At 74.0% G+C, this 17761-nt stretch carries 19 protein-coding genes and 1 pseudogene; 11 read left to right on the top strand and 9 right to left on the bottom strand.

Annotated features, from left to right (window positions below):
- Window positions 1-29 precede the first annotated feature (29 nt).
- Window positions 30-434, top strand: a complete 405-nt coding sequence (locus OP86_RS38815; RefSeq protein ID WP_078653597.1) for a DoxX family protein — start codon at window positions 30-32, stop codon at window positions 432-434.
- Between the two features lie 144 nt (window positions 435-578).
- Here OP86_RS38815 and OP86_RS17460 read toward each other — a convergent pair whose 3' ends face one another.
- Entirely contained in the window at window positions 579-1265 is a 687-nt protein-coding gene (locus tag OP86_RS17460; protein ID WP_063832400.1) for a hypothetical protein, read from the bottom strand.
- Between the two features lie 375 nt (window positions 1266-1640).
- Between OP86_RS17460 and OP86_RS17455 the strand changes: the two genes are divergently transcribed.
- Window positions 1641-5627, top strand: a complete 3987-nt coding sequence (locus OP86_RS17455) for a Pls/PosA family non-ribosomal peptide synthetase (RefSeq protein WP_078653596.1) — start codon at window positions 1641-1643, stop codon at window positions 5625-5627.
- Window positions 5628-5868: 241 nt separating this feature from the next.
- On the opposite strand, the gene tnpA is transcribed toward OP86_RS17455, so the two are convergent.
- The gene (gene tnpA, locus OP86_RS17450) at window positions 5869-6297 is read right to left on the bottom strand and encodes an IS200/IS605 family transposase (protein ID WP_078653595.1); all 429 of its coding nucleotides are present in this window, start codon (window positions 6295-6297) and stop codon (window positions 5869-5871) included.
- A 50-nt stretch (window positions 6298-6347) separates the two neighbouring features.
- On the opposite strand from tnpA, the gene OP86_RS17445 reads away from it, so the two are divergent.
- The 3 genes from OP86_RS17445 to OP86_RS17435 all read left to right on the top strand — a co-directional run bounded on the left by OP86_RS17445 (window position 6348) and on the right by OP86_RS17435 (window position 8663).
- Entirely contained in the window at window positions 6348-7562 is a 1215-nt protein-coding gene (locus OP86_RS17445) for an RNA-guided endonuclease InsQ/TnpB family protein (RefSeq protein WP_033332241.1), read from the top strand.
- The gene (locus tag OP86_RS39190) at window positions 7507-7764 is read left to right on the top strand and encodes a DUF4287 domain-containing protein (RefSeq protein WP_051830190.1); all 258 of its coding nucleotides are present in this window, start codon (window positions 7507-7509) and stop codon (window positions 7762-7764) included. Before OP86_RS17445 ends, OP86_RS39190 begins: the two co-directional genes overlap by 56 nt.
- Window positions 7765-8015: 251 nt before the next feature.
- Window positions 8016-8663: a hypothetical protein gene (locus tag OP86_RS17435; RefSeq protein ID WP_030062044.1), complete on the top strand. Its 648-nt coding sequence runs from the start codon at window positions 8016-8018 to the stop codon at window positions 8661-8663.
- Window positions 8664-8712: 49 nt separating this feature from the next.
- Here the strand turns inward: OP86_RS17435 and OP86_RS17430 are convergent, their stop codons facing one another.
- Both OP86_RS17430 and OP86_RS17425 read right to left on the bottom strand, forming a co-directional pair.
- Complete coding sequence (locus OP86_RS17430; protein ID WP_033332240.1) at window positions 8713-9348, bottom strand: flavin reductase family protein; 636 nt, start codon at window positions 9346-9348, stop codon at window positions 8713-8715.
- 162 nt (window positions 9349-9510) lie between these two features.
- On the bottom strand, window positions 9511-10086 hold the full coding sequence (locus OP86_RS17425; protein ID WP_033332260.1) for a carbonic anhydrase: 576 nt from the start codon (window positions 10084-10086) through the stop codon (window positions 9511-9513).
- Window positions 10087-10400: 314 nt separating this feature from the next.
- Here OP86_RS17425 and OP86_RS17420 point away from each other — a divergent pair, with 314 nt between their 5' ends.
- Together OP86_RS17420 and OP86_RS17415 are read left to right on the top strand one after the other, a co-directional pair.
- Window positions 10401-10826, top strand: a complete 426-nt coding sequence (locus tag OP86_RS17420; RefSeq protein ID WP_030062047.1) for a helix-turn-helix transcriptional regulator — start codon at window positions 10401-10403, stop codon at window positions 10824-10826.
- Window positions 10827-10831: 5 nt separating this feature from the next.
- A complete protein-coding gene (locus OP86_RS17415) occupies window positions 10832-11248 on the top strand; it encodes a VOC family protein (RefSeq protein ID WP_030062048.1) in 417 nt (138 codons plus the stop codon).
- A gap of 97 nt (window positions 11249-11345) precedes the next feature.
- Here OP86_RS17415 and OP86_RS38145 read toward each other — a convergent pair.
- The 3 genes and pseudogenes from OP86_RS38145 to OP86_RS17405 form a co-directional block, all read right to left on the bottom strand.
- A pseudogene (locus OP86_RS38145) lies at window positions 11346-11498 on the bottom strand (RNA-guided endonuclease TnpB family protein); the annotation flags it as partial.
- Between the two features lie 27 nt (window positions 11499-11525).
- A complete protein-coding gene (locus tag OP86_RS17410; RefSeq protein WP_078653590.1) occupies window positions 11526-12299 on the bottom strand; it encodes a BPL-N domain-containing protein in 774 nt (257 codons plus the stop codon).
- A 172-nt stretch (window positions 12300-12471) separates the two neighbouring features.
- Entirely contained in the window at window positions 12472-13320 is an 849-nt protein-coding gene (locus OP86_RS17405; protein ID WP_030062050.1) for an NAD(P)-dependent oxidoreductase, read from the bottom strand.
- 65 nt (window positions 13321-13385) lie between these two features.
- Here OP86_RS17405 and OP86_RS17400 point away from each other — a divergent pair, with 65 nt between their 5' ends.
- Entirely contained in the window at window positions 13386-14276 is an 891-nt protein-coding gene (locus OP86_RS17400) for a LysR family transcriptional regulator (RefSeq protein ID WP_033332239.1), read from the top strand.
- Between the two features lie 9 nt (window positions 14277-14285).
- Here the strand turns inward: OP86_RS17400 and OP86_RS36650 are convergent, their stop codons facing one another.
- Entirely contained in the window at window positions 14286-14435 is a 150-nt protein-coding gene (locus OP86_RS36650; RefSeq protein WP_157849767.1) for a hypothetical protein, read from the bottom strand.
- 136 nt (window positions 14436-14571) lie between these two features.
- Between OP86_RS36650 and OP86_RS17395 the strand changes: the two genes are divergently transcribed.
- The 3 genes from OP86_RS17395 to OP86_RS17385 all read left to right on the top strand — a co-directional run bounded on the left by OP86_RS17395 (window position 14572) and on the right by OP86_RS17385 (window position 16649).
- Window positions 14572-15696 (top strand): helix-turn-helix domain-containing protein, encoded by a 1125-nt coding sequence (locus tag OP86_RS17395; protein ID WP_030062053.1) that lies wholly within the window; start codon window positions 14572-14574, stop codon window positions 15694-15696.
- On the top strand, window positions 15660-16028 hold the full coding sequence (locus OP86_RS38140; protein ID WP_033332238.1) for a hypothetical protein: 369 nt from the start codon (window positions 15660-15662) through the stop codon (window positions 16026-16028). The genes OP86_RS17395 and OP86_RS38140 overlap by 37 nt, the downstream gene beginning before the upstream one ends.
- A gap of 90 nt (window positions 16029-16118) precedes the next feature.
- The gene (locus OP86_RS17385) at window positions 16119-16649 is read left to right on the top strand and encodes a cupin domain-containing protein (protein WP_030062055.1); all 531 of its coding nucleotides are present in this window, start codon (window positions 16119-16121) and stop codon (window positions 16647-16649) included.
- A 340-nt stretch (window positions 16650-16989) separates the two neighbouring features.
- Here OP86_RS17385 and OP86_RS17380 read toward each other — a convergent pair whose 3' ends face one another.
- Window positions 16990-17493, bottom strand: coding sequence for a hypothetical protein (locus OP86_RS17380; RefSeq protein ID WP_051830189.1), 504 nt, complete (start codon window positions 17491-17493; stop codon window positions 16990-16992).
- Window positions 17494-17761 lie beyond the last annotated feature (268 nt).

Raw genomic sequence — 17761 nt, 5'->3', positions numbered from 1 at the left:
GCGTGCCCGAAGGAGCGTGCCGGTTGCCGATGGCGGCGCCCGGCGACTCGGGCGGCGCAACACCGGCGCCCGACCGGGCTAGCGTCCGGCCCGGCGATCCGTGCCCCGTGCCCCGGAGCAGGAAGTCGGCCCGGCCGACTTCCTGCTCCACGCCGCCGCGCGCTACTTCTGCGGGCGCAAGCGCGGGCGGGGTGAAGGCCATCGGCGCGGTGGAGGTCCTGGCGGCGGCGGGGCTGGTCCTGCCCGCCGTGCTCGGCATCGCACCGGTGCTCGTCCCGCTGGCGGCCGTCGGCCTGGTGCTGCTGATGGCGGGCGCCGCCGTCGTACGGCTGCGGCGCCGGGAGTACGGGCTGGTCGCGGTGGACGCGCTCTACATCCTGCTGGCCGCCTTCGTGGCCTGGGGCCGCTTCGGCCCCGCGCCGTTCCTGAACTGACCGGGCACGCGCGGCCGGGGGACAGACCGGGCCGCCCGACGGTACGGCCGCCGCAGGGGAGCGGCCGCCCCGCCGGGCGGCCCCGGCCGCGCTGCGGCGGGGCAGGGCTGCGGCGGGGGAGGGCTGCGGCGGGGCCGGCGGGGGTCAGACGGCTTTGCGCGCTGCCTCCTGCTGCGCCATCGGAGTGATCCCCGGCAGGGCCGCCACCGCCGCCGCCGTCCAGTGCCCGGCGGCGCCGGGGCGGGTGGCGAGGTAGCCGGCGGTGCGCCAGGGGCCCCAGGCGTGGGACTCGGCCAACCCGGCGGCCAGGGTGCGCAGGTAGGGGGCGCAGGGGGCGGCGAGTTCGGCGCCGGCTACGCCGTCGGGGGCGGTGAAGGTGAGCAGGGGGTGCCCGTCCAGGTCGCCGACGTGCAGCAGTGTCTCGTAGCGGCCCGGGCCGAGTTCGGCGTGGCCGTCGGCGAGGACCCGGGTGAGGTCGAGGTCGGTGCCGGGGGAGCGGTGCATCTCCTGGGCGGCGATGTCGGCGAACTGTCCGGCCGTCAACAGGTAGGCGCGGCACGGGACTTCACCGAGCGCCGACGGTTCGCAGGCCGGGTCGTAGAAGGCCGAGCCGCCGCCCCAGGTCGGTGACCGCCCGGCGAAGTACAGCGTGCCCGCCAGTGCGGTCGCCACCGACCGGCGCGGCGGGCGCCGGTCGCGGCAGCCGGGGTGGGTGCGCGCCGCGCCGTCCGGGCGCCCGCCGCTCAGGTAGCAGGCGAGGCGGGCAGCGTGCAGGTTGGACCCGTACGCCACGTACCAGACGAGGACGCCCCCGCTCCACGGTCTGTTCACCACAAGCCCCCCGATCGGTGTGATGATCCGACCGAAACCCCCCGATTCAGTAGCAGGCCCCTCACGACCGGTACCGTGCCGGACGCCATGGTGTTCATCACTCCCGCCCCTCCCGACATGCCGCTCCGATGTCCGGCGATTACCCTTCACCAGCGGAATCGATCGAAAACACCCGAAACGACATTCGATTCATTCCGTCGGCGGACCCATTCGGCGCAGATCATGAGAATTTCCTTTGACCGCACCTGCGCTGCATCCAGCGGACTCCCCGCAGAGTCATGGTGAGTGGGCGCGTCCCACCAGGCGACACCACACCACCCGCCGTCACAGCCCGTACGCGCCCCCCGTACCACCGGAGCCGAGGAAACCCACCCCATGGACGCACGCCACGACACGGCCGGCCCAGGCACGCTGCACCGCCCGCACCCGGGCCCCGCGGCCGGCTGGCCGGTGGCCCAGCCCGCGCACCCCCGCAGCCTGCTCGACGTCATCGCCGCCACCGCCGACGCGCACCCCGACGCGCCCGCGCTCGACACCGGCGACACCGTCCTCGGCTACCGCGCCCTGCTCCACGAGGTCGACACCCTCGCCGGACGCCTCGCCGCCCACGGCATCGGCACCGGCGACCGGGTCGGCGTCCGCGTCCCCTCCGGCACCGCCGACCTCTACATCGCCATCCTCGCCGTCCTGCGCTGCGGCGCCGCCTACGTCCCCGTGGACGCCGACGACCCCGACGAGCGCGCCGAGATGATCTGGCAGGACGCCGCCGTCTGCGCCGTCATCGGCGCCGGAGCCCGCCTGGCCGCCGGGCCCGCCGCCCGCCCCTCGGGCCGCCCCGCCTGGCCCACCCCCGCCGACGACGCCTGGATCATCTTCACCTCCGGCACCACCGGCCGCCCCAAGGGCGTCGCCGTCACCCACCGCTCCGCCGCCGCCTTCGTCGACGCCGAGGCCCGCCTCTTCCTCCAGACCCAGCCCCTCGGCCCCGGCGACCGCGTCCTGGCCGGCCTGTCCGTCGCCTTCGACGCCTCCTGCGAGGAGATGTGGCTGGCCTGGCGCCACGGCGCCTGCCTCGTCCCCGCCCCCCGCTCCCTCGTCAAGGCCGGCACCGACCTCGGCCCCTGGCTCGTGGACCGCCGCATCACCGCCATCTCCACCGTCCCCACCCTGCTCGCCCTGTGGCCGCAGGAATGCCTCGACGCCGTGCGCCTGATCATCGTCGGCGGCGAAGCCTGCCCCGCCGAACTCGTCGAGCGCCTCGCCACCGCAGGCCGCGAGTTCTGGAACACCTACGGCCCCACCGAGGCCACCGTCGTCGCCACCGCCGCCCGCCTGCTCCCCGGCGAGCCCGTGCGCATCGGCGCCCCCCTGGACGGCTGGGAGATCGCCGTCGTCGACCAGGCCGGCCACCCCGTGCCCTGGTACGAGACCGGCGAACTGCTCATCACCGGCGTCGGCACCGCCCGCTACCTCGACCCCGCCAAGGACGCCGAGAAGTTCAGCGCCCACCCCGCCCTCGCCTCACCCCGCGTCTACCGCAGCGGCGACCTCGTGCGCAACGACCCCGAAGGCCTGGTCTTCCTCGGCCGCGCCGACGACCAGATCAAACTCGGCGGCCGCCGCATCGAACTCGGCGAGATCGACGCCGCCCTCCAGGCCCTGCCCGGGGTGCGGGCCGCAGCCGCCGCCGTCCGCAAGACCCCCGCCGGCGCCGACCTGCTCGTCGGCTACCTCGTCGCCCGGCCCGGCACCGCCCCCGACCTCACCACCGCCCGCCGCCGGCTCCTGGACCGCCTGCCCGCCCCGCTGGTGCCCGTCCTCGCCCTCGTCGACTCGCTGCCCACCCGCACCTCCGGCAAGGTCGACCGGGGCGCCCTGCCCTGGCCGCTCGCCACCACCGGCACCGCCCCCGCCGCCCACACCCCGGACGGCACCGCCGGCCGGCTCGCCGGGCACTGGGAACGCCTGCTCGGCACGGCCCCCGGCCCCGGCGACGACTTCTTCGCCCTCGGCGGCTCCAGCCTCACCGCCGCCCGCCTCGTCTCCGAACTGCGCACCCGCCACAGCGGCGTCTCCGTCGCCGACCTGTACGCCCACCCCGTCCTCGCCGACCTCGCCGCCTACCTCGACACCCTCGACACCCCCGGCGCGGCACCCGGACAGAGCGCCGCCACCCCCGCCCCGGCCCGCAACAAGGCCGTACGCCGCACCCCGCGCACCGCCGCCCTGTGGCAGACCCTCCTGCTCCTGGGCATGTTCACCCTCTCCGGACTGCGCTGGATCCTCGCCCTCATCGCCCTCGACAACCTCACCGGCAACCACCTCACCTGGGCCCCGCACAGCTCCTGGTGGCCCGTCGCCGCCGGCCTCGTCCTCCTCTACAGCGCCCCCGGCCGCACCCTGCTCGCCGCCACCGGCGCCCGCGCCCTCACCGCCGGCATCCGTCCCGGCAGCCACCCCCGCGGCGGCCACGTCCACCTGCGCCTGTGGGCCGCCGAACGCTACACCGCCATGTTCGGCGCCGCCGCCCTCGCCGGCACCCCCTGGGCCGTGCGCTACGCCCGCGCCCTGGGCTGCCGCGTCGGCCCCGGCGTACGACTGCACACCCTGCCCCCCGTCACCGGCCTCGCCCGCCTCGGCGCCCACAGCTCCCTCGAACCCGAAGCCGACATCGCCGGCTGGTGGCTCGACGGCGACACCCTCCACCTCGGCCGCGTCGACATCGGCGAAGGCGCCCGCATCGGCCACCGCGCCACCCTCATGCCCGGCGCCCGCATCGGCGCCCACGCCGAGATCGCCCCCGGCTCCTGCGTCACCGGCACCGTCCCCGCCGGCGAACACTGGCACGGCTCCCCGGCCCGCCCCGCCGCCGAACCCCCCGCCGACTGGCCCACCGAACCGGCCACCGCCTCCCGCGCCTGGAACCTCGCCTACGGCGCCGGCTTCGCCCTCCTCGGCCTCGTCCCGATCCTCTCCGCCCTGCCCGCCCTGGCCATCGTCTACCCGGTCATCGACACCGACCGCACCCTGACCGGCGCCCTCCTCCAACTCCTGCCCGCCACCATCCCCCTCGCCGCCCTCACCCTGCTCTGCCACGCCGCGCTCATAGCGCTGCTCGTACGCCTGCTCTCCCTGCCCCTGCGCCCCGGCCACCACCCCGCCGGCGGCCGCGTCGCCTTCTGCGCCTGGGCCGTCAGCCGCCTCAGCGACACCGCCCGCCGCACCCTCTTCCCCTTCTACGCCAGCCTCTTCACCCCCGTGTGGCTGCGCCTGCTCGGCGCCCGCGTGGGCCGGCGCGTCGAAGCCTCCACCGTCCTCGCCCTGCCCGGCCTCATGCGCGTCGACGACGGCGCCTTCCTCGCCGACGACACCCTCATCGCCCCCTACGAACTGCGCGGCGGCTGGCTGCGCCTGGGCCCCGCCCACATCGGACGCCGCTCCTTCGTCGGCAACTCCGGCATCGTCGGCCCCGACCGCCACCTGCCCGCGGGCTCCCTCGTCGGCGTCCTGTCCGACGCCCCCACCCACGCCCCCGAAGGCTCCTCCTGGCTCGGCCGCCCCGCCTTCGCCCTGCCCCGCGTCGCCGACACCGGCGCCGACGCCCGCACCTACAACCCGCCCCGGCGCCTGATGTGGGCCCGCGCCGGCGTCGAGATCTGCCGCCTGCTGCCCGTCATCCTCGCCGCCCTCCTCGGCGACCTCGTCCTCGCCGTCCTGCAGGAACTGCGCGACGCCTACGGGCTGGGCACCGCCCTGGCCGCCGCCGGACTCGTCCTCATCGGCGCCTCCGTCGTCGCCTGCGCCGTCACCACCGCCGCCAAATGGCTGCTGGTCGGACGCTTCCGCGTCGCCGAACACCCCCTGTGGTCCACCTTCGTGTGGCGCAACGAGCTCTACGACACCTTCGTCGAGGAACTCGCCATGCCCTTCGGCGGCCACACCATCACCGGCACCCCCTACCTCAACGTGTGGCTGCGCAGCCTCGGCGCCCACATCGGCCGCGGCGTGTGGTGCGAGACCCACTGGCTGCCCGAGAGCGACCTGGTCACCGTCGAAGCCGGCGCCAGCGTCAACCGCGGCACCGTCCTGCAGACCCACCTCTTCCACGACCGCGTCATGCGGCTGGGCCCCGTCCACCTCGGCGCCGGCTCCACCACCGGCCCGCACTCCGTCGTCCTGCTCAACTCCACCCTGGGCGCCGACACCACCGTCGGGCCCGCCTCCCTCGTCATGCGCGGCGAGAACGTCCCCGGCGCCACCCGCTGGCTCGGCAACCCCGTCGCCGCGTGGAACGCCGACCCCACCCCGCCCGCGGGCCGGCGCGCCGGCCGCAGCAGGCGCCGGGCCTCCACCGCGGCGTGACGCGGATCACTCCTGTGGGGCGATGAGTCGGCGGTGCGGTCACGGTCTCCACCTGTGACCGCACCGCTTCGCCTCATGCGCTTCGAGAGGAACCACCCGCATGACCACCGCTCCTGTGAAGAACGCCCCCGTGAAGGGCCCCGCCGCCTACTTCCCGTCCATCCGGTGGCGCAGGGTATCCCCGGCTTCAGCCGGGGAGTGTATGCGACTGCGGCGCGGGGGCGTCGCTGATCTTTGACGGTCAGACAGGACGCTTCTGACCCTCGATGTACTGACGGATCACAGCCATCGGCGCTCCGCCGCAGGAGCCCGCGAAGTACGAGCGGGACCAGAGGGCCGATCCCATACCGGTTCGGTTGATGCGCCCGGTGTACTCCGCGCGCAGGTAGCGGGAGCTGACGCCCTTGAGCGAGTTGATCAGCTTCGACAGGGCCAGCTTCGGCGGGTAGTGGACCAGCAGGTGCACGTGATCGGCCTCGCCGTTGAATTCGCGCAGCTCCACTTCGAAGCCGGCGCACACGTCCCGCATGATCGCCTCGCAGCGTTTGAGCATCTCGTCGTCGAAGATCCCCTTGCGGTACTTCGTGACGAACACCAAGTGGGCATGCAGATTGTAGGCGACGTGGCGACCGGTGCGGATATTGGGGTCCGTAACCCAGCGCGGTGACATACCCCAAGTGTAGTGTGACCAACCGTCAGAACAGAAAGGGGGTGGGCCGGATGATCCGTGCATACAAATTCCTCATGCGGCCCACCGTGGGCCAGCAGCAGGCTTTGACCGAGATGCTGCGCGATCACTGCTCCCTGTACAACGGGGCGTTGCAGGAACGCCGCGATGCATACCGGCACGTCTCCAGGACCAGCGTCACGTACGGGATGCAGTCCGCGCAGCTCAAGGACATCCGGGCTTTCGACCCGGAGCGTCAGGGCCGCTGGTCGTTCTCCTCCCAGCAGGCGACACTGCGTCGTCTCGACAAGGCATTCGCGGCGTTCTTCCGACGGGTCAAGTCCGGCGAGACACCCGGATACCCGCGCTTTCGCGGGGTGACCTGGTTCGACACGGTCGAGTTCCCCAAGGACGGGGACGGCTGCCGGTGGGACTCCACCCCGCACGACCCGGTCACCCGCGTCCGGCTCCAAGGTGTCGGGCACGTCAAGGTCAACCAGCACCGCGCCGTGGTCGGCAGGGTCAAGACCGTCGCCGTCAAGCGCGAGGGCCGCAAGTGGTTCGTCGTGCTGAGCGCCGAGCAGGAACAGCCCAAGCCGCCGCCCCCGACCGGCAGCGTGGTCGGCATCGACCTGGGCATAGCGAACTTCCTCGCCGATTCCAACGGCGGATTCGTTCCCAACCCGCGTCACAGCCGCACTGCCGCCGCGAAACTCGAATCCGCACAGCAGGCCCTCTCCCGGTTCCCGCGCGTGCGCCGGGACAAGCGAACCGCCAACCACCAGCGGGCGGTTGAAAGGGTCGCGAGCCTGCATGGCAAGGTCCGACGCCAGCGGCTCGACCACGCGCACAAGACCGCCCTCGGCCTGGTTCGTGAGCACGACTTCATCGCGCATGAAGACCTCAAGATCCGCAACATGAGCAAGGCCGTAGCGCCGAAACCGGACCCCGGGACGCCGGGCCGCTTCCTGCCCAACGGTGCAGCGGCGAAGGCCGGACTCAACCGTTCGATCATGGATGCCGGTTGGGGGGTGTTCCTCGCGATCCTCACCAGCAAGGCTGAAAGCGCCGGCAGGGAAGTGATCGCCGTGGACCCCCGCAACACCTCCCGGACCTGCCCCGAATGCGGGCACGTCTCGGCGCAGAACCGGCCCACCCAGGAGAAGTTCCACTGTCAGTCCTGCGGCCACACGGCACACGCTGACACAGTAGGTGCTCTCAACGTCCTACGGGCCGGGCTGGTCCGCCGCGAAGCCAACCCGGCTTAGCGAGAAGCCCCCGGCTTCAGCCGGGGGAGGAGTCACCGAGAAGAAGTACGGCCGCCCGATCCAGGAGTGGAAGGACCTCATCCGCACCTCCCCCCTCGCCAGGCACATGGAGCTCGTCGCCTGGCTCAAGGCCGAGCACGGCCTCGGCCACGGCCACGCCAACGCCCTCGTCGCCCACACCCTCGCCGAGCCTGCCGCCTGAGCGCCGGCGTCCGTCACGCCCCGGCGGGGGCCCCGGGTACGGGTTCCGTACGGGCGGGGCATCGACCGCGGGTGGTGCCCGTACGGCTGCGGTCGGATGCCATTCGACAACTTCAACAGCGGTTGAAGTCAAGTTCCCGGCAAGCCCCCGGCAAGACCCCGGCAAGCCCCCGGCCGTCCACCGGCCCCCGCAGCCCGGTAGCCTCGCTCTCGGCGGGGGCCGGCGGGACGAGGCGGACAGGGACGGGGCGGATGACGGAGCAGCAGCGCAGCTACTGGCGGGTGTCGGACGGTTCGGCGGTCAGCGCCGCCCAGGCGCAGATCGTGTGGACCAGAGCGGCCTACCCCGCCCTGGTCGAGGTGGCGCACCACTACCACGGGGTGATCACCTACGCGGACCTCGCCGAGGCGGTCCAGGAGGCCTCCGGGGTGCGCACCCGGGTCAACCAGCGGCACTGGATCGGCAAGGTGCTGTCCCTGGTGGTCCTCGAAGCCCACCGGCGCGGCGACCCGCCGCTGACCGCCCTGGTGGTGCACGCGGCGGACGGCAAGGTCGGCGCCGGCTACCAGGAGGTGCTGGCGGTGGCCGGACAGCCGCCGGTGCTGGAGGAGATGGACCGCGAGCAGCACGCCGCCGCCGCCCGCCTCGCCTGCTACCGGCACTTCGGCGCCGACCTGCCCGCCGACGGCGGCACCCCCGCCCTCGCCCCGCGCCTGCGGGCCTCCATGGAACGCAAGACGGCCTCCACCGCCGCAGAACGCAGGACGGCCGGCACCGCCGCGGAGCGCAGGACGGCCGCCGCCGCCGCACCGCGCCCGCCGGCGATCTGTCCGAACTGCTTCCTGGAGCTGCCGGCGACCCGGGTGTGCGACTCCTGCGGGGCGAGCGTCGCACCGTGAGCCGTTCGGCGGCCGGCCGTTCGGCGCCTGGCCGTCGGACGGCGGCCCGTCAGACGGCGGCGGGCAGCCGGCCGGGCATCCGCCAGCCCTCGGCCAGGCGCGAGGGGGCCAGGCGCCGGCCGCCGCCGAAGAACTCGCAGAACTTCATGATCAGCGGGTCCCAGCCGAGCGGGTCGACGTAGTGGTCGCTGCCCGGCACGATCAGGCCCTCCTCGACGTGCGCGCGCACCACCGTGACCTCGAAGGCGGTGCAGCGCTCGTTGCCCGCCAGCGGCGTCGCCGCCTCCAGCCGGCACTCCAGCTGCACCGGGCACTCGGCCGCGCGCGGCGCCCGCACCAGCTCCCCGGCCAGCTCGGTCATCCCGGCCGCGGCGAACTTGCCCCGCTCGTGGCGGTAGCCCTGCCCGCGCCTCAGGTCGCTGACGTGCGGATTGGCGGTCAGCAGCGCGAGGGCGTCCACGGCGTCCACCTGCGCCGAGGAGGGCAGGTTCAGCACGCACTCGCCCTCGCGCCGCAGGTTGACGGCGGTCTGCGAGCCGTTGCCCAGGCCCAGCACGCAGGACTGCCCCAGCCACCACGCCGAGGACATCGGCGCCAGGTTGGCGCTGCCGTCCTCGTTGCGCGAGCCGATCAGCACCACCGGGGTGCCGAAGTACAGGACCTTGAGGTCGGTCACCTTGTGCACGGGACTGCCGTCCTTCGGGAGAGGGGGGAGCGGGGGAACCGCTGTCGGACACCGACTCTGCCCCCGCCCGTACGGGGGCGCTGGCGGCGATCGGACATCCAGTTCCCGCAGCTGCCGTAGCTCCCGCGCCCCAGGCCGTCGGCCCGTCAGCCCACCGGCCCGTCAGCCCACCGGCCCCCGGGCGGCGACCTGACGGGCCTGGCCGTCGTGCAGCCGGTAGGACAGGCCCACCACGGCCAGCGTGCCCTCGGCGACCTTCGCCGCCAGCGCCTGGGAACGCTCCACCAGCAGGTCCACGGTCTGGCGGATGTGCTCGTCCACGATCGCGTCACGGTCCTCGATGCCCGCCGCCCTGGCGGACAGCACACTCGGGGTCACCCGCTCCACCACGTCACGCACGAAGCCGCCCGGCATCCGCCCCCGCTCCAGCGAGTCCAGCGCCGCCGCCACCGCCCCGCAGGAGTCGTGCCCCAGCACCACCACCAGCGGGCACCCCAGCACGCTCACCCCGTACTCGATGCTGCCCAGCGCCTCCGAACCGGTGACGTGCCCGGCCGTGCGCACCACGAACAGGTCGCCCAGCCCCTGGTCGAAGATGATCTCGGCGGCCAGCCGGGAGTCCGAACAGCCGAACAGCACCGCGAACGGCCGCTGCGCCGGCGCGAGCGCGGCCCGGCGCCCGGCGTCCTGGTTCGGGTGCGCGGGGCTGCTCGCGACGAACCGGGCGTTGCCCTCCATCAGCACCCGCAGCGCCTCGCCGGGGTCGGATACCGGATCGGGGTCGGATACCGGATCGGGGTCGGATATCGGTGTGGGTCCGGATATCGGTGTGGGGATCATGCCAGCACCCTAGATCTCCGCAGGTGGGACCCGCAGCCGGGGGGCCGGCCGCGTCCAGCAGCGGCGGGCCCGGCCCCCCGGAACTCGTGGACCCCGTCCGGGCCGTGCCGGACGGGGCAGGCCGCCTGTCACCGGCGGTGGGTACGGTGGCCGGTGTGTCCACCCCCGAGCCAGCCCCGAACCGCGCGACCCGCCCGACGCGCCCCACCCGCGTGCCCGTCGCCGACCTCGTCCGGCTGCGCCGGGCCCGCGACCGGATGGACCGCGACTACGCGCAGCCCCTGGACGTGCCCGCGCTCGCCCACACCGCGCTGATGTCGCCCGGCCACTTCTCCCGCAGCTTCCGCGCCGCCTACGGCGAGACCCCGTACAGCTACCTCATGACCCGCCGGATCGAACGGGCCAAGGCACTGCTGCGGCGCGGGGACCTGAGCGTCACCGACGTCTGCATGGCGGTCGGCTGTACGTCGCTGGGCTCCTTCAGCACCCGCTTCACCGAACTCGTCGGCGAGAGCCCCAGCGCCTACCGGGCCCGCGACCACGAGGACGGCGCCGCGATCCCCGCCTGCATCGCCAAGATCCGCACCCGCCCGGTCCGACGACCGGAGGCGAAGGGCGGGCCGCCTCCCGTAGCGTGACCGCCATGAGCATCGAACTCGCGCAGTGCTTCATCGCCGTCGACGACCACGACAAGGCCCTCGCCTTCTACCGCGACATCCTCGGCTTCGAGGTCCGCAACGACGTCGGATTCGAAGGCATGCGCTGGGTCACCGTCGGCTCGCCCGACCAGCCCGACGTCGAGATCGTCCTGGAACCCCCGCTGGCCGACCCGCACGCCTCCGACGACGACCGCCAGGCCGCCGCCGAACTCCTCGCCAAGGGCCTGCTGCGCGGCGTCATCTTCCGCACCGACGACTGCGACGCCACCTTCGAACGCATCCGCGCCGCCGGCGCCGAAGTCCTCCAGGAACCCATGGACCAGCCCTACGGCGTCCGCGACTGCGCCTTCCGCGACCCGGCGGGCAACATGCTCCGCTTCAACCAGCCCCGCACGAGGTAGCGCCCTGCGCCCCGGTCCGGTCCACCCCCGTGGGGCCGGGCCGGGGCGCGCGGGTCAGGGCCCGGGCCGGTGGTGGCGCAGGCGCAGGCAGGTCAGGGGAGTCCCAGCGACAGCCATCCCCGTCCCCGGGGAACTCCACCGTGCCGAACCGGCCCACCCCACGAAAGCGCGGATAGCCGGGCGTCTCACCGGACTTGACCCGACGGAAGAACGCCACGAACGCCCTGTCCAGCCGGCGCAGCGTCGCCTGGAGGCGGGCAACCGGCTCCGCGGCGGCTCACGGCGTCCGCGTGCCCGTCAGGGTGTGCAGCAGGTCCTCGCCCAGGGCGAGGTCGGCCTGCGACTCGTCGGGCAGGCCGTAGTCGCGGTACCAGTCGGCCGGGGCCTCCGGGTGCGGGCCGCTGACCGCCACCCGCCCGGTGCCGTACGGGGCGACCACGACGGCCGGGCGGTCGTTGGGGTAGCGGGCGAGGACCTCCGTGCCGGGGCCGTCGACGTCGAAGAAGGGGCCGTCCTGGAAGTACATCCGCTGCGGGCGCCCGCGCCAGGCGACGTCGACCAGCCCGTCCTGCTCGTCGGTGACGGTCGCACCCGGGGAGCGGACGTACTCCCCGGAGTCGCCCGGCAGCAGGTCGAACCCCGGGTCGCCGGCCAGGTAGCCGCCCATGCACAGCCCCAAGTACCGCCCGCCGCCGCGCACATAGGCCCGCACCAGGTCCGGGGAGAAGCCGGGCTCACGCCCCAGCAGGGCCCACGCGGTGCTCACCTCCTGCCCGTTGCTGCCGCCGGGCTGCACGTACAGCGCCACGCCCGTCAGCGCGGACGGGCCGAACCGAACCCGCTCCCGCGGCCCCACGTAGCGCACCGCGAACCCGCCGCGCTCCAGCATCGTGCGCGCCGCCTCCGGACACCCCTCGCAGGCCGCCGGCCCCCGGTACACCAGCGCCAGCGGCCGGCCGTCCGCCCGCTCGCTTTCCTCGCCCCCGCCAGGGGGGCCTCCGCAGCCCGCCGCCGTCAGCACCAGCACCGCCGCCGCCAGCACGGCCGGCACCCGCCCTCCCCGCACCCCCGCCACCCTTCCCCAGGGCCGTGACCGCCTGCCGCGACGACGCTACGTCCCGCCGGGGGCCCGCCGCGAGCCCGGACCCCGGATCGGGTGAGGCCGGCAGGGGCGGGTTGACGGCTGGCCCGGTCGTCAACCGTGCGTGAGCGCAGGGGAGTTCCTACCCGCGGCGCAGGGACCCCACCACCGCCGACAGGTCCTCCTCGGCGATCGACGGGTCCGCCAGCAGCACCTCGCGAGCCGCCGACAGGACCGGGCCGCCACCCGCCAGCGCGAGATCCTTGGCAGCCAGACGCACCGGAAAATCCGACTCCGTGCTGTACGCCCGGGCCACCACCCCCGCGAGCGGCCCGGCCGACAGCACCTCCCGCGCCAGCTCCTGCGGCACACCCAACTCCTCGGCCACCGCCAGCACTTCGCCGACCACCGTCACCGAGGCGACGATCGCGCCGATCACCACCACCTTCAGCGCCGCACCCGTCCCCGGACCGCCGCAGCGCCGCACCCGCCCCAACTGCTCCAGGACGGGCTGCGCCCGGTCCAGATCGGCCTCCTCGCCGCCCGCGAAGACCACCAGGTCGCCGGTGGCCGCCGGGCCCACGCTGCCGATCACCGGCGCGTCCACCAGGGCCACGCCGTACGGAAGTTCGGCCCGCAGCTCGGCGACGGCCCGCGGGCCGATCGAGGACATGTCGATCCACAGCACGCCCGGCGCCAGCTCGGGCGTGAACTGCGCGGCGACGTCGGCGACGGCCGCCGGGTCGGACAGCATGGTGACGACGACGTCGGCCCCCCGTACGGCCTCGGCCGGGGTGGCGGCCTCGGTGACGGCCCCGGCGGTGAGGCCGTCGGTGGCGAGGGCGGTGGCGCCGTCGGTGGCGGCCTCGGTGAGGGCGTCGGCGCGGCCGGGGGAGCGGTTCCAGACGGTCAGCGGGTGGCCGGCGGCGGCGAGACGGCGGGCCATCGGCAGGCCCATCCGGCCCAGCCCCAGAAAAGCGATCTTCTTCATGGCCACCACGCTAGGCAACCACCAGCCAGGCGACAAACGAATGTCCGGCATGGTAGCCATGCGGAATGGACATGGCTTGGCTGGACGTCTTCCGCACCGTCGCACACCTCGGCTCCTTCACCGCCGCCGGAGAACGGCTGGGCTACACCCAGTCCGCGATCTCCCGCCAGATCGCCACCCTGGAAGCCGAGTTGGGCACCCCGCTGTTCGACCGCCTGGCCCGCGGGGTCCGGCTGACCGAGCACGGCCGCACCCTGCTGCCGCACGCCGAGGCGATGCTCGAACGCCTCGACACCACCCGCAGCGACCTGGCCGCGCTCACCGAACTCACCGCCGGCCGCCTGCGGGTGGGCGCCTACGACAGCGCCAACGCCGCCCTCGTCCCCGGCGCGCTCGCCGCCTTCCGCGCCGCGCACCCGCAGGTCGCGATCAGCCTCACCGAAGGCCTCTCCGCCCACCTGCTGGACCTGCTCTCCGACGGCGCCATCGACCTCGCGGTGGTCGCCTCCTACGAACAAGACGCCTACGCCGCCGAGCAGTTCGACCTGCAACCGCTGCTGGACGACCCCGTACTGGTCGCACTGCCGCCGGGCCACCGCCTCGCCGGGCGCCGCCGCCTGCGGCTGGCCGAACTCGCCGACGAACCCTGGATCGCCGCCCGCCGCCAAGCCGAGACCACCCTCCTCGCGGCCTGCCTGCGCAGCGGCTTCCAACCCCGCATCGAGTACGCGGTCTCCGCCTGGACCGCCAAACTCGGCCTGGTCGCCGCCGGGTTGGGCCCCACCCTGATCCCCGCCCTGGCCGCCCGCGCCGCCCGCCCCGACATCGCCCTCATCCCCCTCCACCCCGACGACACCCCCGTCCGCCACGTCCACACGGTCACCCGGAAGGGGCAGCGGCTGCCGCCGGCGGTCGAGGCGTTCACGGGCTTCCTGCGGGAGACGGCGGGGAAGTAGGAGCCGTCCCTACCGGCGCAGGGCCAGGACGCCCGCGACGGCGCTGACCGCGGGGCCGAGGAACAGCAGCAGGCGGCGGGGCCGCGACTGCAGGGTCAGGCGCAGGCCGCCCACGCGGAACTCCAGGAACGGGGGAGGGGGTTGCTGCTGTCGGGGCACGTGGATCTCCAGGGATCGGGACAACTCGGTACGCCCCCCATCACAATGGCCTGCACGGCAGTTGCGTCAGGCCGCAACCTCGAATTGCGGCGAGCGGACGCACCATGCCGGCCGTGCAACACCGAGGAGGGCGTGCGTGACGCGGGAGCAGATGCCCGTACGGCGGGGGCTGGCCCCGCTGGACGAACGGCTGTCGGAGCCGGAGCGGCGCTGTGCGGAGCGCCTGCGGGAGCTGCGCGAGCGGATCGGCCTCTCCTCGGAGGAACTGGCCGAACGGCTGAGCGGGGACGGCATCCGCGTCGACCCGACCCGGCTGTCGAAGTTCCTCAACGGCCGGGAGGTGCCCCGCCGGGAGATCGCCGTCCGGCTGCACCGGTTGGCGGCCGCGTGCGAGGGCGTGGAGACGTCACCGGAGGAGGTCGCGGAGACCCGGGCGGTGATGTACGCGGCGGCGCGCGTGCGCAGTCCGCTGCAGGCCCGCGAGTTCGAGCTCGCCACTGCCCGCGAGGACCTCTATCGCCACCGCGCCCGGGCCGTCCAGGAGTTGGCCGACCTCAAGCAGGAACTCCAGGACGAGCGCGATCGGCGCCAGGATGCGGAGGAGGCCCTGGAGGACTTGGTGTCCCGCAGCCGTGAGGAAGTCCGCATGCTGACTGAGGAACGGGACGCCGCGCTCGACCGCATCGCCCAGCTCGAAGGCCAGATCCGGCAGGCGGGGGCCGCGCTCAGGCTGCGGGAGAGGGCCGTCGAAACCCTCGACCAGCTCACGTGCGCCACGAACGTCGAACTGGCCGTGTGGGAGGGCGGCGGTCCGGGGGATCTCGCGGGGATCTGCGCGGCGGTCGTCCATCTGCGCGATGCCGATGAGGACGAAGCAGCCGAGCGGCTCATCGAACAGATCGTGCTCGGCTACTCCGTCGGGGATGTCATGCGTCTCGTCGAGGAGTTCGAGGCGATGCGCCGGGTGTACGACAGCACCAGCGTCGAGCGTGCGCTTGCCCGGCTGCGAAAGCCCGTCGACCTCTTCCACTTCCTCTCCAGGGACAGCGGGGAGAGCAAGGCGCGGTCGGCCCTGCTGACGGCGGTGGCCTCCTTCGCGCCCGTCGAGCATCTCGTCCGACTCCACAAGGCGTGTGTGGAGCACGGAAGTTCGGAGCTGGACGGCGGTCTTCGGAGAGCCATGCTCAGGGAAGGGCGGACGGTCCCGGAGGCCATCGACGGCATGTGGGCCATGGATCTCAGGAACGCACTGGGCGTCTGAACGGACGGGGGCGGTGCAGCCATGGTCAGCAGGCAGGCGGCTGGACCCGCACGACCCTGATCGAGCGCCTCACCCCGTACGACGACCAGGCGACCGCCTTCGACACCGTCTTCGACGACCTGATCGCCCGCGGCTGGCTCACCGAGGACACCGACGGCACGTTCACCCTGACCGAGGACGGCGAGGCCGGCCGCCTGCGCGCCCGCGAACGCAACCTGCGCATCCACGAGCAGGCCCACGAGGGCATCGACCCCGAGGACTTCGTGACCACCGTCAACGTGCTGCGCCGCATGGTGGCGAACATGGGCGGCAACGGGAACCTGCCGGACTGAGACGCCGGGCCGAGGCGAGCACAATTGACCCATGGAAACGGTCGCTGATTGCCACATGATCATGGGTCTTTCGGGCCATAGGTTGGTCACATGACGACGACGACGAACACCGCCACCGCCACCGCCACCGCCGCCCCCGCCCAGGCCCCGATCCTGACCCGCTGCGCCTCGGCCGAGACCTGCGCCGACCCGAGCTCCACCATGACCCTGCTCGCCGAGACGGACCCGGGGCAGGGCGGCTTCACCGTGTACCGCTCCACGTTCGCCGACGGCGCCGCCGGGGCCCCCTCGCACTTCCACACCCGGGCCTGGGAGCTGTTCTTCGTGATCAGCGGCTCGCTGGAGGTGCTCGTCGGCGAGGAGACCACCGTCCTGGGCGCGGGCGACTTCCTCGCCGTGCCCCCGCACACCCCGCACGCCTTCGCCGCCGCCAAGGGCGCCGAGGCCGATGTGCTGTTCCTGTTCACCCCGGGCATGGACCGCTTCGACTACCTGCGCCTGCTCGGCAGCGTCATGCGCGGCGAGACCGAGCCGGGGGCGATCGCCGCCTCCTCCGAGCGCTTCGACAACCACTACGTCGACAGCCCCGTCTGGCGCGCCGCCCTGGCGGGCCGCGCCTGAGCCGCGTCTGAGCGGCGCCCTGAGGGGCCCCCGGGCCGCTCGCCGGGCCGCTCGACGGGCCGGAGCGGGCCGGGTGTGGAACGGTGGAAGACCGGGGGTGCCCCGGTTGCGAGAGGAGTGGCCATGTCGTCGAAGCGCCGCCGCAAGAAGAAGGCCCGGGCCAGGCGCGGGGCCAACCACCGCCGCCGCCCCCAGTGCTGAGCGGCTGACCGCGCGGCCGTCGGCGGCCCCCGCCGACGGCCGCGCCCCGGGCCGTCACCGTCCGTAGTCGCGGGTGGCGCCTGTGGTTCCCGAGGGCCGGACCGACCGCCACGACACCTGAGCCGGTCCGCTCCCGTACTCAGCTTCCCGTCGTGCGACGCCCCGACCGGAAGTAGGCGTTGGCGGCGGGAAGGAACATCAGCACGACCGCGGTGAGCACCGCGCCCACGTGCACGGCCCGGCTGGCCGCGAAGGCCAGGTCCATCGGCCCGGCCTGCGCCAGCTCCCAGGCGAGGGAACGGCCCTGGGCCAGCGCCCGGATCGGCTGCACCACCATCGACGCCGTCCCCAGGACGCCCAGGCCCAGCGCGAGGGCGATCCGCGCCCAGCCGCGGCCGCGGCGCATCTGCCGGGCGACCAGGATCGCGGCGGTGAAGACCACCAGCCGCACGGCGAGGCCCATGACGATGCCGCCCGCCGAGCCCGAGGAGTCGGCGAGCATCCGGCCGACGGCCAGGACGGTCTCGAACGCGCCGGCGGCAACGGCCGTGACCCACAGGGCGAACGCCGTACGGACCGGGGCGGGTGGCAGCCGGGTGCCGTGCGGCGCGGTGGCGGGCAGGCTCGTGGTGGAGTGGGACATCGCGGGGCCCTCGATTCTTGACGCTTCGTCAGGAGCGGTCGTGTGAACGGCTCCGATCCTCCGCGCCCGGCCCGCCCGGGGCCCTCCTGCTGACCGGCCGATCCCCCCCGGGGGCTGTCCCCACCCCGGGGCCACGCCTGAGTGCGTGTACGCCAAGATAGTTGACGAACAATGGACAACTTGACGGACGGTGCGGGATGCATCGCTCACCGTGTCGTCCATCGTTTGTAGACCGACGGGCCGCATCGTTCACCACGGCGCGGGAAAC

Origin of the sequence: Streptomyces novaecaesareae (assembly GCF_000716875.1) — a bacterium.
GTDB lineage: Bacteria > Actinomycetota > Actinomycetes > Streptomycetales > Streptomycetaceae > Kitasatospora > Kitasatospora novaecaesareae.
Note: the sequence above shows the minus strand (reverse complement) of the source record. Positions and strands in the feature narration are given on the sequence as shown.

What these genes read in the sequence shown, in the direction of transcription:
- OP86_RS17385 (WP_030062055.1), top strand. Translation starts at nt 16,119, where the DNA reads ATGACGACGACGACGAACACCGCCACCGCCACCGCCACCGCCGCCCCC.
- tnpA (WP_078653595.1), bottom strand. Translation starts at nt 6,297, where the DNA reads ATGTCACCGCGCTGGGTTACGGACCCCAATATCCGCACCGGTCGCCAC.
- OP86_RS17400 (WP_033332239.1), top strand. Translation starts at nt 13,386, where the DNA reads ATGGACATGGCTTGGCTGGACGTCTTCCGCACCGTCGCACACCTCGGC.
- OP86_RS17425 (WP_033332260.1), bottom strand. Translation starts at nt 10,086, where the DNA reads ATGGAGGGCAACGCCCGGTTCGTCGCGAGCAGCCCCGCGCACCCGAAC.
- OP86_RS38815 (WP_078653597.1), top strand. Translation starts at nt 30, where the DNA reads ATGGCGGCGCCCGGCGACTCGGGCGGCGCAACACCGGCGCCCGACCGG.
- OP86_RS17380 (WP_051830189.1), bottom strand. Translation starts at nt 17,493, where the DNA reads ATGTCCCACTCCACCACGAGCCTGCCCGCCACCGCGCCGCACGGCACC.
- OP86_RS17405 (WP_030062050.1), bottom strand. Translation starts at nt 13,320, where the DNA reads ATGAAGAAGATCGCTTTTCTGGGGCTGGGCCGGATGGGCCTGCCGATG.
- OP86_RS17455 (WP_078653596.1), top strand. Translation starts at nt 1,641, where the DNA reads ATGGACGCACGCCACGACACGGCCGGCCCAGGCACGCTGCACCGCCCG.
- OP86_RS17435 (WP_030062044.1), top strand. Translation starts at nt 8,016, where the DNA reads ATGACGGAGCAGCAGCGCAGCTACTGGCGGGTGTCGGACGGTTCGGCG.
- OP86_RS17415 (WP_030062048.1), top strand. Translation starts at nt 10,832, where the DNA reads ATGAGCATCGAACTCGCGCAGTGCTTCATCGCCGTCGACGACCACGAC.
- OP86_RS17445 (WP_033332241.1), top strand. Translation starts at nt 6,348, where the DNA reads ATGATCCGTGCATACAAATTCCTCATGCGGCCCACCGTGGGCCAGCAG.